Below are 16,304 nucleotides of genomic sequence, written 5' to 3'. Positions count from 1 at the left end.
GCTACTCCTTTTGGCATAATAAATCACCCCACTTGTTAGTAGTATACCATACTGTCTAACAAATGGGGTGCTGTTCATTTTACCGGAAGCGGTGTTTTGCGTAAGGTTGACAGTCCATTTAATTGTTGTGTTTTTGTATGCTCTTGTTAAGGGAAGATAAGATAACACAAACAGCCCGGTACAGACAAGCCCTAATTTCATATGCCCAGAAACACGGAGTGACCAAGGCGGCCACCCGCTACCATACAAACCAGCAGTACATCTACCGCTGGATAAAGCGATATGACGGGACGCTGAAGTCCTTGGAAGACCGTTCCCACCGTCCCCATAGACATCCAAACCAGCACCGCCCTGACGAGATCAAGCTCATCCAAGACATGCACTGCCGAAACCCCAATGCCGGGTTGGTGGTGTTCTGGGTAAAGCTGCGGCAGCGAGGCTACACACGCTCTATCTCCGGCCTGTACCGTTTTCTGCGAAAGAGTGGGCAGATGGCGGTGAAACTGCCAAATCCCAAGTATATTCCCAAACCCTATGAGCAGATGCACTATCCCGGTCAGCGAGTCCAAGTTGATGTCAAATACGTTCCGAAAAGTTGTCTGGTTGGAGTCACTGCCGACGAGGGCGGATACTACCAGTACACGTTTCTGGATGAATACAGCCGTTTCCGGTATCTGGAGGCCTTTCAGGAGCACAGCACCTATTCTTCCGCCCAATTTATCCGAAACTGTGTCAGAAAATTCCCCTATGCCATTGAGTGCGTTCAGACAGGCAACGGTCCTGAATTTACCAACCGGCTCAACTCCTCGGCCACAAAAAAGTTAACTCTTTTTGAAAAGACTTTGGCACAGATGGGAATCCAGCATAAGTTGATTCGTCCTTACACACCAAGGCACAATGGCAAGGTAGAGCGTAGCCACCGCAAGGATAATGAGGAGTTTTATGCCTCCCACAAATTCTTTTCCTTCCAGGATTTCCAAAAGCAACTCGCTGTCAGGCAGCGTCAGTACAACGCTTTCCCCATGCGTCCCCTGTCTTGGCGCTCCCCTAAACAGGTTTTAGATTCCTTGCCTTCTTGTAACCATTCATTGACAAACCTACAATTATGGACGCGGCAGCTGATTTTTGGGTGGACAGCCGGGTCAGGGGAGGCCCAGGGAGGGGAGAATCCCGTGCAGCTGCTTGGCGGAGGCGCGGAGGGCCTGCTGCTCTCCAGGGTCCAGGGGGATCTCCAGAATGGTCTCCAGGCCGTTTTTGCCCAGCAGAGAGGGGAGGCTGAGGGAGAGGCCATCCAGGCCATACTCTCCCTGGAGCACCACGGAGACCGGCAGGACGGACTGCTCGTCTTTGACGATACACTCCGCAATGCGGGCCGCCGCCATGGCGATGCCGTAGTAGGTGGCGCCCTTGCGGGCGATGATCTCATAGGCGCTGTCCCGAACGCTGCGGTAGAGCTGGTCCAGGGCGGCCCGGTCGTGCCGGCGGCCCCGCAGGGCGCAGAAGTGCTCCAGATCGATGCCGGAGACGTTGGCGCCGCTCCACACTGCCAGCTCGCTGTCCCCATGCTCCCCGATGATGAAGGCGTGGACGTTGCGGCTGTCCACCCCCAGGCGCTGCCCCAGAAGCTGCTTGAGCCGGGCGGTGTCCAGCACCGTGCCCGAGCCGATCACCCGGTTGGCCGGCAGGCCGGACAGCCGCCAGGCCGCATAGGTCAGCACGTCTACCGGGTTGGAGACCACCATCAGAATCCCCTCAAAGCCGTGGGCGGTGAGGTTTGGGATGATGCTTTTGAGAATGGCGGTGTTTTTTCCAATCAGGTCCAGACGGCTCTCGCCGGGACGCTGGTTGGCGCCGGCGGTGAGGATGACAAGGGAGCAGTCGGCCAGCTCCTCATAGGAGCCGGCGTGGATGTCCATGGAGGCGGTATAGGGCAGGCCGTCGCTGAGATCCATCGCTTCTCCCACGGCCTTTTCCTTGTTTATATCCAAAAGGACCAGCTCAGAGAACAGGCTACGCTGCATCAGGCTGAAGGCGATGGACGCCCCCACAAAGCCGCAGCCGATGACGGCCGCTTTGCGTGTGTCAATCATGGCAAAACTCCTCTCGAACCATAGCGATAACAGTAGAATGCCCGTTCTTTGGCTTGCCCAAACAGGAAAAATTGGGTATAATAGCCGCAAAGCTGCGATTTTATTACAAGACGCGGGAGGCGCGCTATGAAAAAACTAATGGTTATCGACGGGAATTCCATCATCAACCGGGCCTTTTACGGAGTGCGGCCCCTGGCCACCCGGGACGGCGTGCCCACCAACGCGGTCTACGGCTTTTTGACTATTTTGTTCAAGCTGGAAGAGGAGGAGAAACCGGATGCCTTGTGCGTCACCTTTGACCGGGCGGCGCCCACCTTCCGGCACCTGGCGTACGAGCCCTACAAGGCCCAGCGCAAGGGAATGCCGGAGGAGCTGGCGGCCCAGATGCCGTTGCTGAAGGAGATCCTGGAGGCGATGAACATCCCCCGGTACGAGCTGGACGGCTGGGAGGCGGACGATCTTCTGGGCACCATCGCCGCGAAGGACGCCCAGGCGGGGTGGGAGACGGTGGTGGTCACTGGGGACAAAGACTCCCTCCAGCTCATCACGGATCACACCCGGGTGAAGCTGGTCACCACCCGCATGGGTCAGACCACCACCAGGGACATGACGCCGGCGGCGTTCCAGGCGGATTACAGCTTCGCCCCCATTCATATGATTGACCTCAAGGCTCTGATGGGGGACGCCAGCGACAATATCCCCGGCGTAAAGGGGGTGGGAGAGAAGACCGCCATGGCTTTGGTGCAGCTCTATGGCTCTATCAGCCACCTGTACAGCCACATGCCGGAAATCTGTATCGCCCCTGAAACCCCCGCCAAGCCGGGGGTGGTGAAAAAGCTGGCGGAGGGAAAAGAAATGGCGCAGCTCTCTCTGGACCTGGCCACCATCCGGCGGGACGCGCCCATTGACTTCCAGCCGGAAGACGCTCTGCGCAGGGCGTACAACGCCCCGCTGCTCTATGAGCGGCTGCTCCGGCTGGAGTTTGCCAAGCTGATTGAGCGCCTGGGCCTCAAGGGGGGGCAGGGGGACGCCCCGGTGGAGGGCGCGCCGGATGCGGCGCCCTGCCAGGGGGAGATCATTACCGGCCCCGGCCGGGCGGAGGAGCTGCTGGAGCTGTGGAACACCTGCGGCCCTGTGGGGGTGCTGGCCCTGCCTACTCTGGACGGAGTGTGCGTGGCCTGGGGGGAGCCGGCGGCGGACCAGGCCGCTGTCTTCCTGACAGGGAAACTGGATGGGTACAACGGCTTTCTGCGAAAACTGTTCGCCGCGCCGGATATCCAGAAGGTGTCTCACGGCGTAAAGGATCTCCTCCGCGCCCTGCTGAACGAGGGGATCGAGGGAGAGGGCTTTGTGTTTGACACCGCCATTGCCGCCTACCTGCTGGCCCCCACCGACGGCAGCTATGAGCTGGAAAAACTGTCTGTCGCCTACTTCAACGCGGAGACCGCCAAGACGAAGGATTACCTGGATCCGGACGCCTTTGGCCCCCTGTCCAGCCCGGCGGAAGCGGCGGACGCCCTGGCGTGCCATGCCGCCCTTATCCACCGGCTGTGGCGGGCCCTGGCCCCCCGGCTGGAGGAGCTCCACCTGCGCCAGATCCACGACCAGGTGGAGCTGCCCCTGTGCCCGGTGCTGGCCCGGATGGAGCGGACAGGGTTTCTGGTGGACCGAAAGGCCCTGGCAGAGTTCGGGACCATGCTGGACAGCCGGATTGAGACCGCCCAGGCCAGCGTATACCAGCAGGCGGGGGAGAAATTCAACATCCACTCCCCCAAGCAGCTGGGGCAGATCCTCTTTGAGAAGATGGGCCTGCCGCCGGTGAAGAAGACCAAGACGGGATATTCCACCAGCGCGGAGGTGCTGGAGAAGCTGCGGGGGCAGGCCCCCATTGTGGACGCGGTGCTGGAGTACCGGCAGCTGACCAAGCTGGCCTCCACCTATGTGGAGGGGCTGGGGAAGGTGATCGGGCCGGACGGGCGGATTCACACCTCCTTCCAGAACACAGTCACCGCCACCGGGCGGCTGTCCTCGGCGGAGCCCAACCTCCAGAACATCCCCATCCGGACCCAGTTGGGGGCGGAGCTGCGAAAAATGTTTGTCCCCGGACCGGGGAATGTGCTGGTGGACGCGGACTACTCCCAGATTGAGCTGCGCCTGCTGGCCCATATCGCCGGGGACGCCCATATGATAGCGGCGTTCAACTCCGGAGCGGACATCCACACCGTCACCGCGGGGCAGGTCTTCGGTGTGCCGCCGGAGCTGGTCACCCCAGAGATGCGCCGCCGGGCCAAGGCGGTGAACTTCGGTATTGTCTACGGCATCTCCGACTTCTCCCTGTCCGAGGACATCGGCGTCAGCCGGGGGGAGGCCAAGGAGTATATGCAGCGCTATCTGGAGACCTACTCCGGCGTACGGGCCTACATGGCCGGCGTGGTGGAACAGGCCCGGCGGGACGGCTATGTCTGCACCCTCATGGGCCGCCGCCGCTGGCTGCCGGAGCTGAAATCCTCCAACTTCAACCTGCGTTCCTTCGGCGAGCGGGTGGCCCTCAACATGCCCATCCAGGGCACAGCGGCGGATATCATCAAGCTGGCCATGATCCAGACCGACCGGCGCCTGCGGGAGGAGAACTGGAAGGCGCGCCTGGTGCTCCAGGTCCACGACGAGCTGATTGTGGAGTGCCCCGAGGAGGAGGCTAAGGCAGTCAAAGAGCTGCTCAAGGAGATTATGGAGGGGGTCATTTCCCTCTCCGTGCCCCTGACAGCGGACGCAAAGGTGGGAAAAAGCTGGGCGCAGGCCCACTGATCCCCTGGAAAAAGGGAGAGAGCGATGAATTATCAACTGGTCCCCATGGACCGCAGCCACCTGCCTGAGGTGGCGGAGCTGGAGCGAACCTGCTTTCAGCATGGGTGGAGCGAGGCTATGCTGGCGGAGGAGCTGTACAACGAGTGCGTTTCCTGTATTGTGGCCCAGGGGGCGGACGGCGCTGTGCTGGGTTATGGAATGATTCGGGTGGTGCTGGACGAGGGCTGTCTGGACAAAATCGCCGTAGACCCAGCCTGCCGGCGGCAGGGGGTGGCGCAGGGAATTTTAGAGGCGTTTCTCCGCTTCGGGGAGGCGCATCTGGCCACTCTGACCCTGGAGGTGCGGGCCGGCAATCAGGCGGCCATCGGCCTGTACCGCAAGCTGGGCTTTGAAGAGGCGGGCCGGCGGAAGAACTACTACACCGGGCCGGGGGAGGACGCCTTGCTGATGACCAAGGAGTGGCCCCGGTGAGCCGGAGTCAGCCCGGGCGCCAAAGAGATTTTATAGAAAATATGTGCATATTTTGAATCCAGCAGAGAGGGGAGCGGACCTATGATCATTCTGGCAGTGGAGTCCTCCTGTGACGAGACGGCGGTGGCGGTGGTGGAGGACGGCCGCACCGTACGGGCGGACGTAATCGCCTCCCAGGCGGATATGCACGCCACCTATGGGGGCGTGGTACCGGAGATCGCCTCCCGAAAGCACGTGGAGGCCATTGCCGGCCTGGCCGGCCAGGCGCTGGCGCAGGCCGGTGTCACCCGGAGAGAGATTGACGCCGTGGCGGTAACCTACGCCCCCGGCCTCATCGGGGCGGTGCTGGTGGGAGTAAATTTTGCCAAATCGGTGGCCTTCGCCCTGCAAAAGCCCCTGATTCCCGTCCACCACGTCCGGGGGCATATTGCCGCCAACTACATCACCCATCCGGACCTGGAGCCCCCTTTTGTCTGCCTGTGCGTCTCCGGGGGGAACACCATGATTGTGGATGTGCGCAGTTATACCGATATGGAGATTATGGGCGCCACCCGGGACGACGCGGCGGGAGAGTGCTTTGACAAGGCGGCCCGGGTGCTGGGCATCGGCTACCCCGGCGGCGCCCCGATGGACCGGCTGGCCCAGGGAGGGGACGACAAAAAATACGATCTGCCCCGGGCACAGGTCCACGGCGCACCGCTGGACATGTCCTTCTCCGGACTGAAGACGGCGGTGGTCAATCTGGTCCACAACGCCGGTCAAAAAGGGGAGACTTTGGATCTGCCGGGGCTGGCCGCCTCCTTCGGGGCGGCGGTGAGCGATACGCTGGTCCCCCGCACCATGGAGGCGGCGGTGCGCAGGGGATACGGAAAGGTAGCCGTGGCCGGCGGCGTGGCGGCAAACTCCCGCCTGCGGAGCGACCTGGAGCGGGCCTGCGCCCAGAGGGGGCTGGCCCTCTATCTGCCTGCCCTGCCCCTGTGCGGGGACAACGGGGCCATGATCGGGTGTCAGGGGTATTATGAATATCTGGCGGGCCGCCGGGCCGGCATGGACCTGAACGCCTATGCGACCCGGGATATCGGCCTGGGCTGAGGGCTTTGCGTCAAAAGGCCGGTAAACCGCAGCCTTTTCCCCAGGGCGGGGAAAACAGCCTTGTCACCTTAGATGGGATATGATATAGTCATAAGGACCCGAAGCGGGGCGAAATAAGGAACAGCGGCCGGGGCTTCCCGGCCGCTGGAGCGGTGAGGTGGCTGTTATGACGCAGGCTCTGGAGGGGATGGAGGAATCTCTGGACAAGAGCGGCATCCGGGAGACCATGGGGCCGCTGCTGGACAACCTGTCCTGGGGGCGGGTTTTGTCCACGGCGGTGCTGATTGTGGTGTGTGTCGCGGTGGTCAAGGTGCTCCAGCGGCTGTTTCAGCGGATTTTGGAGCGGGGAACGGTGGAGAAATCTCTCCACAGCTTTCTGCGCAACAGCGTCAACATTCTGCTGTGGACGGTGACGGTGCTGGTTGTGGTCAGCAGCCTGGGAGTGGATGTGACCTCGCTGATCGCGGTGCTGAGCATCGCGGGCCTGGCGGTCTCCCTGGCCATTCAGGAGAGCCTGGCCAATCTGGCGGGGGGCATTCAGATTTTGACCTCCAAGCCCTTCAAGGTGGGGGACTTTGTGGAGGCGGACGGCACCAGCGGCACCGTGCAGGAGATCGGAATGGTCCACACCCGGCTGATTACTGTGGACAATAAGATGGTCTGTGTGCCTAACCGGGAGCTGGCCGGGGCGAAGATTGTCAACTACACCGCCCAGGCGGTGCGCCGGGTGGATCTGGTGTTCAGCGCGTCCTATGACGACGGCACCCAGCAGGTGATTGCGGCCATTGAGGCGGTGATCCAGGCCCATCCCCTGGCCCTCCAGGATCCGCCTGCCTTTGTCCGCCTGTCCGCCTATGGGGAGAGCTGTATCGAATACACCGCCCGGGTGTGGTGCGCCACGGGGGACTACTGGACGGTATACCACGACATGCTGGAGCAGGTGCGCGCCTCCTTTGACCGCTTTGGAATTACAATGACCTATCCCCATATGAACGTCCACATTGTGAAGGAGGGGGACAGGCAGGAAAGAGGGAAACTGTGAGAAAAGAAGAATCTGGCTTGAGGGGATTGAGGCTTCTGCTCCTGGCAGAGGTCTTGAGTCTTGCAGTGAATCTGGGGGGCGTGTTCGGATTGCTGGACGCCCTGTTTCTGATGTTCGGGCTGCTGGGTATGGCCAGCGTGATTACCATGGTAGTGGGGTTAAAACTGCTCTCCCCCGTGGACCCGGCCTACCGGACAGGATTCCACTTGGCCATCCTCCATCTGGCGGGCAGCTTTGCGGCAAATATGGGGATGATGGCCATTGCCACGGAGTACACGTTGGTTCTCTTCAGCGCGATCCTGGCGCTGTTCACCTGTGTGATGCAGCTGCTGGTGGTGTGGCAGGTCTGCGGCGCCACCTGCCGCTGGATTGGAACCGGCCGGGGAGAGGCGGTTGTGGCCCGGGGACAGCAGGTACAGATGCTCTATCTGGTGGTATCCGGAGTGTCCGCCCTGTACAATGTGCTGGCGGTGGCGGTTTTGTGGAATGCGGCCGCCCTGCCCGGCGGGGTGATGGGATTTCTGCTTACCCTGTCCGGGGTGCTGGCGGTGGCGGGTCTGGGGCTGTACGCCTGGTTCCTCTACGACAGCGTGCAGCTTCTCAGCGGCGCGGAGGAGAGCGAAAAAATCAAGAAGGAATAAAAAGAGGGGGCGTCCCAGTGGTGGAACGCCCCCTCAAAGTGTCGAAAGATAGAGTCTGTTTGAAACCCGTCAACACGCCCAAAGGGCGGGCTTTTTTATGGCATGGCCAGCCCGTGGATAAAGCCGTTCAGGCCGGTGGAGAGAATGTCGCCGCCGATGACGTTGTTGCGGTAGAGCAGCAGGCCGGCCTGGATGCCGCTCTCCCCGGTGGGATAGTTATAGACGGTATAGCTGTACCGCTTGACCCGCTTGCCCTGATAGGCGGCAAGGTCAAACCCCTGGGCGGTCTGAAGTTCCAGATATTGGGTGTAGGTGTCGTCGAATTCCTTTGGAATGACCAGCTCCTCCACGGAGATGGGCTGGCTGCTGACCTCCCAGCCGTAGGAGGCCAGGTAGGCGATGCGGTCCTCATTGCTCTTCACTCCCTTGGCGGAGACGCTGGCCGAGGCGGCGGTGCTGCGGCTGCGGAGCAGGCCGGAGACGGAGAAGACCGCGCCGCAGGTGAGGGCGGCGGCCAGAACTGCGGCGGCCGCCTTTTTGCGGGTCAGCCGTGTGGTCCAGATAAACAAAGCAAAGCGCTCCTTTCCATTCCTTTGCCCTATAAATATGCGGCAGAAGGGGGCGCTATGCCGGAGACAGGCGGAATGTACAGGAGGGTATATGGAACGGTTGGATAAGATATTGGCGGGGACGGGGCGCTGGTCCCGGCGGGAGGTCAAAGAGCTGGTGCGGGCGGGGAGAGTGAGCGTCAATGGCGTGACCGCCCGGTCGCCGGAGGAGAAGTGGGACCGGGCAGGGCTGGACCTGCGGGTGGACGGGGTTTCGGTCTCCGGGGAAAAGTTTTTGTATTTGATGCTTCACAAGCCGGCGGGGTATGTCTCCGCCACCGAGGACCCCAGACAGCCCACGGTGCTGGATCTGCTGCCCCCCCATCTGCGGCGGGTGGGGCTCTTCCCTGCGGGGCGGCTGGACGGGGACACCGAGGGGCTGATGCTGCTCACCAACGACGGCCCCCTGGCCCACCGGCTGCTCTCCCCGAAAAAGCACGTGGATAAGACCTACTTTGTCCGGGTGGCAGGGACGCTGGACGAGGACGACCAGGCCGCCTTTGCCGCCGGTATGGTGCTTGGGGACGGCCTGGCCTGCCTGCCGGCGGGTCTGGAGGCGCTGCCCGCCCCCGGCGAGGGGATTGTCACCCTGCGGGAGGGGAAGTATCACCAGATCAAACGGATGCTGGCCGCCCGAGGCAAGCCGGTGGTGTATCTGAAACGGCTCACCATGGGTCCCCTGACCTTGGACGAGTCCCTGCCCCAGGGGAGCTGGCGGCCTTTGACCCCCGAAGAGCTGGCGGCGCTGGCCGCGCTGGGGTAAAGCCGGCGGGGGCGTCATAGTGCTGAAAAGTTTGCAAAGAGTATAATGTTTTTCCTTTTGTTGTCGATATATTAAGTAAAGAGCCTAAAAATTGAGGCAAAAGGAGACGGCCTATTATGGAAAGTATCAGCCGTACACCACCCGCTGGCATTCCGGTGCAAATGAGAGGGCGGACTTATCTGAACATTACCAGCCAAGCGGTGCGGTCAGATAAACCGGCTAATGTGAACCAAGGGATTCTATGATGGAACCGTATCGGCGGAGGAGCTCTCAGAGACGTTTCAAGCACTTTTTAAGCAGTTTTCCGACGCCTGTAAAACCAACGGCTATCCGATTCCGCTGCCTGGGACAGACCGATACATGGAGCAGGCAAAAATGAAGACCTTTTACGGTGAATTCCGCAGGAAAATCCTGAGCAGCGCCGTCTGCCGGAGTGTGGAAGAGGGCAAGCAGTATGTCGCTGGAGATCCAAGCGGCGCCAGGAACTGGAAGTACTATAACTCAGACTACTATTACCAGAGCGAAGCCGCCATTTCCGCCGTCAGCAAGGGCATTATGGATATCGCACAGCGGAAGGGATACGATGATTTCTCCATCCCGGACTACAAAGCCAAGGGTCTGAATGAGTATTACAACTTCAACACCGCGTTTTCCAACAGCTTTGCCGTGTCGGAGCAGTACATCCTCAACCCGGACGCCGTACCGCCCCGGAATTTCCAGTGGTTTTTCTAGGCCGGCGCGAATCCGGACGACGGCCCGCAGATGATAACCTCGATCACCACAGAGTATCCCGACGGAACCACTGAAACAGTTTATCTCCAAAAGCCGCCTGCCGGGTTTGACCCCAAGGACGGCTCCACCGCCATTACTTGGGCCAAGCTGTTAGGTTCGGACGGAAAATGGCACAGGATTACCGCAGATATCCTCTTTGGCGCCTTCGATTCCAAGGACAACCTGTATAATGTAGGGAACCTGCTCAAGTTCTCCACCGGGGATCCGGTCCAGGACGCCGCGGTCAACCAATTCCTCAAAAGCCTCCAAGTGTATCCGCGGGGGCACTTTGAGCGGATGAGCAGCATCCGGGGCCTGAACTGCTATACGTAGTCCATTCACGGCAGCCGGCGCGGTATTAACCGCGCCGGCTGTTCCCGTTCTATTTCTTCGCCCCCTTTCTCTTCTTGCCGGAGCAGAGATTATGTTTTAGAATTCGCTTTCTCAACCGCTGCACAGGCTCTTATTCCTTGGGATCCTCCTCTCTAAAAGCCAGCAGACTCTCCATCGGAGTCTGGAAGAACAGACTCATTCGATAGAGCAGAGAAGTAGAGACGTTGCAGTCCGTTTGCCTTAGAACGCGCAGACGCCGGCTGCTAATGCTGAGCTCCGCCGCACAGGCCTTTTTCGTCAGTCCCGTCTGATCTATGGCCGCTTTCAGTTTTTCGTGATCTAAGAGTGCGGTTGTCATTTTGTTCACCTCCTTTCCTACTTACAAGAATAAAAGGAGGCGGACAAAATGAACAGGAAGTAAATTTCCGCATTGGGAGATATGTATTTTTTGCGGTAAAAAGGTTGATTGGCTCAAAAAGTCTCGATTTATGGGGGTAAGTGCAGAATTTCAGGTGGAATTTGCTTTAAGCTTGCTGTTTTTGAGGGAGTAAGGTTTGGTATGCCGCCAAAAATTCTGCAAATCCAAGTATGGCCACACAGCATTGAAAAACTAAAATACAGAAATATTTTACAAGTGCAGCGTTGCGCTATCCCCAAACAGAGACGCTGCTTTTTTATGCCCTCCTGTGATAGGTCATGTGGGAGCTTTCGGACGCCTCTATTTCACACGATTCCCCGATAAAATCCGAAAAATGAGGTTGAGGATGAGGCCGTCTACATGCTTGATTTTCAAGGGTTTACGGGTCTTGATTTTTGCTAGTTTCTGAAAATACTATTCCCACTCGTTGCTGGGTATCATATTCTAACGGATTTTGCTTTAGAAATATGATACCCTGTTCTTTTGATGATTTGATATATCCATATTATCCAACCTATACGATGGGCTGTTATCAAATTGTTATCAGCGGTGATAACGGGAGTAGAGGACTTACTATTTGTTCTGCTGGTTTGCGACTATCATTATAGCACAAGAGGAGAGGAAACGCAACTTCCAGTCTATTGTTCCATCCTCATAAACTGGAACTTTGGCTTAGCCCCAACCGTTCCCCGTAGTAATAGCTTCGGGCGTGTTGGCGTAATCCCATTGATGGTCAGTTGCAGCCATGTCATCACTGGTGATATTGAAGAACCTCCAATCCTTTTCTCCTCCATCTCCCCACGCCTGACGGTTAGCATCCCAAGTCACATCTGTGCAATACCAATTCCCATCTATCCGAACCATGTTCCAGCCATGATCCTCCTGACTGGAGAAGGTTGCGCCAGAAACAGTAATGCACTCTACTTCGGCCAAATCCATAAGCAGTTGGAAGGTCGTAACATATCCCAAACATATCGCTGTGCGGTTTACAAGTCCCCCATAGGGAGTGGCAGAATCGCCAGAGGTTTCTTTTATTACGTCCTGGTACGCTCCATCATAATTCACGTTGCTGACCAACCAGTTGTAAATGGCAGTCTCCTTTTCCAAATCGCTCATGCCTTCTTTCAAGACCTCGTTCAGCACCACTTTGGCCGCATCATATATCTCTTTGTCATAGCTGGACAGTTCAGAAACATCACCTGTTTTCCAAGCTGCACAGATGGAAGTAGTATCATAAAAGGACATGTCAATCTTATTCGGCTGAACAAATAGTATACGGCCTGGGTGATTCGGGTCCTCCTGAAATATTCCATTTCGCGTTGAAAATGTAATCCCATAGGTTGCTGCCGTTTCCGCAAAAGCACTCGCGGTCTGTTTCGCTTCTTTACAGGCCAGCAGGACAATATATACATATTCTTCCGAACGAGCAACACCGCCGGCAGACACGGCCTGACTTAGCATAGACTTCTCCTCAGCATTATTCTGAAATGCAATTTGTTTACTATTTAAGTACCAATCCAAACATTTCTGAATATCAGAGGACAGTGCCCAATCATTAGCGCCAGTCATTACCGCTACCTCAAAAGCAGAGTCCCCTGTCCCCCGTGCGATGGCACATTCCATCCACTGGTTCCGCTTCAAACCATAACTGTCCTCAATATAGGCGTTCAAAGCGTCCGAATCGCTGTCATCCAGTAACTCCAGCTCTGTTTCCTCCATCCCGCAGTAGGACACCAGCCAATCTCGCAACTCCTTCACATCGGTGATAGCATCTGCGGATATGGTAGGTTCTGGCTCAGGAAGGATTTCCCCCTTAAGGGCCTGGGCAACGACCTCAGATGCCCCATCCGTATCCGGGCAAATGAATAGTGCTACAAACGGCCCATCCTGAATAATTCTGCCATTTGCCACCATGTCTGCCTCCGCAGGGGCATAGCCCACAAAGTCCCCCTGCCTGTTGGCTATGTAATCTTCCAATGCGGTGACCGCCTGAGCAACAGTTGTGCTGTCTTCCATACACAGCACAGCAATTTCAAACGCAGACATTCCAGTGGCACGGAACACTGCCGCATCCTCCCACGGGTCTTGAAGCCCATAAACATTTTCTATGTAAAATGTTATTGTCTCGCGGTCGATATCTGCATAAAGGAACTCCAAATCATCATCCTCATATCCAGAATGTTCAAAGGCCAAAATGGCCAGTTCACCAACACTCCACTCACTTTCTGCAACAGCCGAAGAAATCGTTGTGGTGGATTCTGAAGCAGGCTCCTGACAAGCAGCCAACAATGCCAGCAACAGAGCAACGCACAACAGCAGGGAAAGGATTCTTTTCATTTTTGTATACAACTCCCAACGTAATAACTGTAATTCTGAAAATTGAAACTAACATTATAAATATTAGACAATTAAATTATAACAATAAAAGCACCTGCTGACAAGTATAAATCAGGAGGGCACTCCCTGGAGTGCCCTCCTGGTGTTCATTACCTTGCCCCTCGGCTAAACTTCCGCTTCGCCCTCCGCTGTTCTTTTTCTGCCGCCTCCCGGCGTTTAGCGTCCTCCACGGCCCGCTCTACTTCCTCCGGGCCGAAAGCCCGCTTGACCCGCTCAAAGTCGGCAACTGTCCCCCACAGGGCCTTGTTTTCCAACTTCACCTCCTGCAAGCGGTCAGACAATCGCTCGTTGCCCTCCCTGGCTCGTCCATAGTCCCCCTGCAACCGCTCATACTTCCCTTTTAACTCGACATAGGCCCGGTACAGGGAGCGCAGCACCTTGACGATCTTGGCAAGCAAAGGCTTAGCTTTCTTCTCCCGGTAGGACTTGGCGCTCTCCAGCGGCCCCGGCTCCGGCAATATCCGCTCCGGGTCGTCGGAGAACTGCGCCGCCAACTGCTCCATGTTCCTCACAGCCGGGGCCAGCTCCTTTAGATGCTGCTCCTGCTGTTCCACCTGTCCCTGCTTCTTGGCCTTGACCGCCTCCAGCTCGGCAATCTCTTTCGCCCTCTGCTCCTTTTTGAAGTCCAGCACAGACAGGTGCTTGTCATGGGTGCCCTTGTCCTCCCACTCTATCCCGTGGCGCTCCATCACGGCGGCAAGCTGTTCCTTTTCAGAGCGTACCCACTGGCTCCACTCCGTGTCGCCCCTGGTGCCACCCTTGAAGCCCTGGGCCGCTAACGCCTGTTTTAGTGATACCCTCGTGTCCAGGCCCCGCTTGCTCCCGGTGGTGAACGGTACGAAGTCGATGTGCAGATGGGGCGTGGCCTCGTCCATGTGGAGGTGGGCGGAGAACACCCGAAGCTGGGGGTTGCGCTCCTGGAACCCTCTCATGTACTCGTCCAGCACCGCCGCCGCAAGCTGGCCGTCCTCGCCCTCGGCACTCATGTCGTCCTTGTTCCCCACTTGCAGGATGATTTCATGGAACGGCTTTTCCTGCTTGCTGGAACGTATCTTCTCATAGTAGTCCTCAATCTTGCGGTCTGCCCTGGTCTGCTTGTCGTTGTACCGCTTGAGGGCCTCATCAAACAGCTCATGGAAAACGGTCTTGATATTTTCGTGGCAGTAGGTTATATTCAAGTGGGAACGTTCTGGGTCGGTGTTCTTGGCGTTGAACGTCCTGCTGTTGTGATTCACCGAACCCTGCCCCACCATCGCACTAATCGTCCTTTTCAAAATCAACACTCCTTTCGCTGCGCCAGCGGCGGCCTTTGTTACTTTCTGCGAAAGTAACGCAAAAGCACTTTTGACGGCCTTGCGGCCATCAAAAGCGCATTTGCGCCCTACGGGGTGGAATGGGGGCGTTGCCCCCGCCGTCTACGGACGGCTCCCCCAGCAGGGCTGCCCTTTGAAAAGGGCACCCTGCACCCCGCCTAAACTTTGACACTCGCCGTTGGGGAGGGGGGAAAGGCACATCCTTTCCCCCCTCCCGGCCAGTGTTCTCCGTGGGCCAAAAGTCAAGGGGTTCGGGTTGTATTGCCTTGCGGCAATCTCCACCCCCAGGCATGGCCCCTTGACTTTTGGCCCCGCTCCCCGTGACGGCCGTGACGACCGTGACGATGTTTTACACACCGCCCCCACTCTCAAAAAAGCCGTCACAGCCGTCACGGTCGTCACGCCTGGGGCGGTTCCAGGGTGAGGCTGATACTTCTCCCGGCGTGGCTCCTGCTGTTCTCATAGCGGATATGGTACTCCGCCGCCAGCCTCCCGGCCCGGACATTCAACCGCATAGCCAGGGCGTTGGGCTTCATGTCGGTCTGGAGCGCCGCCGCCAGCTCCGTGGCCGTACCGCCCCAGGCGGGCCTGTCCACCGTCACAAGGGCGGCAACGGCCTCCAATACCGGGTCGGGCGGTTCCACCCACGGCTCCGTTTCCAGCCGCTCCAGCTCCCACACAAGCCGCTCCTTGTCCTTGGTGAGATACATCCGCTGGTCTTGCTGGTCACGCCCGGCCACGTCCAGAATGGCGCTGCCGTCCGTCCGCTTCTCCTTTTGAAGAAGAAAGGCCCCATCTGCCGCTCCCAACAGGCCGTTGGTGCCGGAAATCATGTCAAACTTATCGTCTGCCTGCTGCTTTCGGGTGTGGTGTACCAGCAGGAGACAGATACCGCAATCATCGGCAAGGCGTTTCAGCTTGCCTACCACCTCGTAATCGTTGGCGTAGCTGTACTTGTCCCCGCCGACTTCCCGAACTTTCTGGAGGGTGTCAATGATAATCAGCTTGGTATCGGGGTGTTCCCGGACGAACTTCTTTAGCTGTTCCTCCAGGCCCAGGCCGAGCTGTTTGGCGTAGATTGCAAAGAGCAGGTCGTTGGTGCCGTCCATGCCGAACATCCGATACAGCCGCCCCTGCAAGCGGCGGTGGTCGTCCTCCAACGCCAGATAGAGGACGGTGCCCTTGTGGACGGGGTAGCCCCACAGGGGGAGGCCCATGCTCACATGGTAGGCAAGCTGGGCCATCAGGAATGACTTGCCCACCTTGGGCGCTCCCGCAAAGAGGTACGTCCCGGGGTAGAGCAGACCGTCAATGATTGGCGGTCTGCCCTGGTAGACATTCTGGTAAAGCTCACTCATGGAAATGGTGGGGAGATAGGCCGGGTCGGTCATGCGGCGCATTTCCAGAAGCCTTTCCTCCAAACTTTTCTCCTGGGGGTTGTTTTCGGTAGCCGCTTCTGATATACTCATGGCAGTTGTTTGTGAAATGGGCTGTTCCCCGTCTGTTGGCGCAGACGGATATGGGACAGTCCTTTTCGTTTCTCTGGAATCCATCAATCTA

General features: G+C 58.1%; 14 protein-coding genes and 1 pseudogene. 9 read left to right on the top strand and 6 right to left on the bottom strand.

Features of this window, described 5'->3' with window-relative positions; translation table 11 throughout:
* Positions 1-137: 137 nt before the first annotated feature.
* Positions 138-1,004 (top strand): annotated as a pseudogene (locus D1159_RS14765) (DDE-type integrase/transposase/recombinase); the annotation flags it as partial.
* 138 nt (positions 1,005-1,142) lie between these two features.
* Here D1159_RS14765 and D1159_RS14760 read toward each other — a convergent pair.
* On the bottom strand, positions 1,143-2,090 hold the full coding sequence (locus D1159_RS14760) for an L-lactate dehydrogenase (protein WP_161846418.1): 948 nt from the start codon (positions 2,088-2,090) through the stop codon (positions 1,143-1,145).
* A 126-nt stretch (positions 2,091-2,216) separates the two neighbouring features.
* On the opposite strand from D1159_RS14760, the gene polA reads away from it, so the two are divergent.
* The 5 genes from polA (at position 2,217) to D1159_RS14735 (ending at position 8,141) form a co-directional block, all read left to right on the top strand.
* Positions 2,217-4,895, top strand: a complete 2,679-nt coding sequence (polA, locus tag D1159_RS14755) for a DNA polymerase I (protein WP_161846417.1) — start codon at positions 2,217-2,219, stop codon at positions 4,893-4,895.
* 24 nt (positions 4,896-4,919) lie between these two features.
* Entirely contained in the window at positions 4,920-5,366 is a 447-nt protein-coding gene (gene rimI / locus D1159_RS14750; RefSeq protein ID WP_161846416.1) for a ribosomal protein S18-alanine N-acetyltransferase, read from the top strand.
* 81 nt (positions 5,367-5,447) lie between these two features.
* Positions 5,448-6,458, top strand: coding sequence for a tRNA (adenosine(37)-N6)-threonylcarbamoyltransferase complex transferase subunit TsaD (gene tsaD / locus D1159_RS14745; RefSeq protein WP_161846415.1), 1,011 nt, complete (start codon positions 5,448-5,450; stop codon positions 6,456-6,458).
* Positions 6,459-6,624: 166 nt separating this feature from the next.
* A complete protein-coding gene (locus D1159_RS14740) occupies positions 6,625-7,500 on the top strand; it encodes a mechanosensitive ion channel family protein (RefSeq protein WP_161846414.1) in 876 nt (291 codons plus the stop codon).
* Complete coding sequence (locus D1159_RS14735; protein ID WP_161846413.1) at positions 7,497-8,141, top strand: hypothetical protein; 645 nt, start codon at positions 7,497-7,499, stop codon at positions 8,139-8,141. Before D1159_RS14740 ends, D1159_RS14735 begins: the two co-directional genes overlap by 4 nt.
* Before the next feature lie 95 nt (positions 8,142-8,236).
* Here the strand turns inward: D1159_RS14735 and D1159_RS14730 are convergent, their stop codons facing one another.
* On the bottom strand, positions 8,237-8,710 hold the full coding sequence (locus D1159_RS14730; protein WP_161846412.1) for a DUF4830 domain-containing protein: 474 nt from the start codon (positions 8,708-8,710) through the stop codon (positions 8,237-8,239).
* 91 nt (positions 8,711-8,801) lie between these two features.
* Between D1159_RS14730 and D1159_RS14725 the strand changes: the two genes are divergently transcribed.
* From D1159_RS14725 to D1159_RS14715, 3 genes are all read left to right on the top strand, one after another.
* Positions 8,802-9,512 (top strand): pseudouridine synthase, encoded by a 711-nt coding sequence (locus D1159_RS14725; protein WP_161846411.1) that lies wholly within the window; start codon positions 8,802-8,804, stop codon positions 9,510-9,512.
* A gap of 375 nt (positions 9,513-9,887) precedes the next feature.
* On the top strand, positions 9,888-10,244 hold the full coding sequence (locus D1159_RS14720) for a hypothetical protein (RefSeq protein ID WP_161846410.1): 357 nt from the start codon (positions 9,888-9,890) through the stop codon (positions 10,242-10,244).
* Between the two features lie 30 nt (positions 10,245-10,274).
* Positions 10,275-10,616: a hypothetical protein gene (locus D1159_RS14715; protein ID WP_161846409.1), complete on the top strand. Its 342-nt coding sequence runs from the start codon at positions 10,275-10,277 to the stop codon at positions 10,614-10,616.
* A 130-nt stretch (positions 10,617-10,746) separates the two neighbouring features.
* Here D1159_RS14715 and D1159_RS14710 read toward each other — a convergent pair whose 3' ends face one another.
* From D1159_RS14710 to D1159_RS14695, 4 genes are all read right to left on the bottom strand, one after another.
* Positions 10,747-10,974, bottom strand: a complete 228-nt coding sequence (locus tag D1159_RS14710) for a helix-turn-helix transcriptional regulator (RefSeq protein WP_161846408.1) — start codon at positions 10,972-10,974, stop codon at positions 10,747-10,749.
* A gap of 732 nt (positions 10,975-11,706) precedes the next feature.
* Positions 11,707-13,371: a DUF4358 domain-containing protein gene (locus D1159_RS14705; protein WP_161846407.1), complete on the bottom strand. Its 1,665-nt coding sequence runs from the start codon at positions 13,369-13,371 to the stop codon at positions 11,707-11,709.
* Positions 13,372-13,520: 149 nt separating this feature from the next.
* Positions 13,521-14,684, bottom strand: a complete 1,164-nt coding sequence (locus D1159_RS14700; protein WP_161846421.1) for a plasmid recombination protein — start codon at positions 14,682-14,684, stop codon at positions 13,521-13,523.
* Between the two features lie 458 nt (positions 14,685-15,142).
* Positions 15,143-16,297: a helicase RepA family protein gene (locus D1159_RS14695; protein ID WP_161846420.1), complete on the bottom strand. Its 1,155-nt coding sequence runs from the start codon at positions 16,295-16,297 to the stop codon at positions 15,143-15,145.
* Positions 16,298-16,304 lie beyond the last annotated feature (7 nt).

Source organism: Pseudoflavonifractor sp. 524-17, assembly GCF_009935845.1.
In the GTDB taxonomy this organism is placed as follows: Bacteria; Bacillota; Clostridia; order Oscillospirales; family Oscillospiraceae; genus Pseudoflavonifractor_A.
Note: the sequence above shows the minus strand (reverse complement) of the source record. Positions and strands in the feature narration are given on the sequence as shown.

Coding starts and splice junctions, on each gene's coding strand:
- D1159_RS14705 (WP_161846407.1), bottom strand. CDS start 13,371: ATGAAAAGAATCCTTTCCCTGCTGTTGTGCGTTGCTCTGTTGCTGGCA.
- D1159_RS14725 (WP_161846411.1), top strand. CDS start 8,802: ATGGAACGGTTGGATAAGATATTGGCGGGGACGGGGCGCTGGTCCCGG.
- D1159_RS14740 (WP_161846414.1), top strand. CDS start 6,625: ATGACGCAGGCTCTGGAGGGGATGGAGGAATCTCTGGACAAGAGCGGC.
- D1159_RS14715 (WP_161846409.1), top strand. CDS start 10,275: ATGATAACCTCGATCACCACAGAGTATCCCGACGGAACCACTGAAACA.
- D1159_RS14760 (WP_161846418.1), bottom strand. CDS start 2,090: ATGATTGACACACGCAAAGCGGCCGTCATCGGCTGCGGCTTTGTGGGG.
- D1159_RS14700 (WP_161846421.1), bottom strand. CDS start 14,684: ATGGTGGGGCAGGGTTCGGTGAATCACAACAGCAGGACGTTCAACGCC.
- D1159_RS14720 (WP_161846410.1), top strand. CDS start 9,888: ATGAAGACCTTTTACGGTGAATTCCGCAGGAAAATCCTGAGCAGCGCC.
- D1159_RS14695 (WP_161846420.1), bottom strand. CDS start 16,297: ATGGATTCCAGAGAAACGAAAAGGACTGTCCCATATCCGTCTGCGCCA.
- polA (WP_161846417.1), top strand. CDS start 2,217: ATGAAAAAACTAATGGTTATCGACGGGAATTCCATCATCAACCGGGCC.
- rimI (WP_161846416.1), top strand. CDS start 4,920: ATGAATTATCAACTGGTCCCCATGGACCGCAGCCACCTGCCTGAGGTG.
- tsaD (WP_161846415.1), top strand. CDS start 5,448: ATGATCATTCTGGCAGTGGAGTCCTCCTGTGACGAGACGGCGGTGGCG.
- D1159_RS14710 (WP_161846408.1), bottom strand. CDS start 10,974: ATGACAACCGCACTCTTAGATCACGAAAAACTGAAAGCGGCCATAGAT.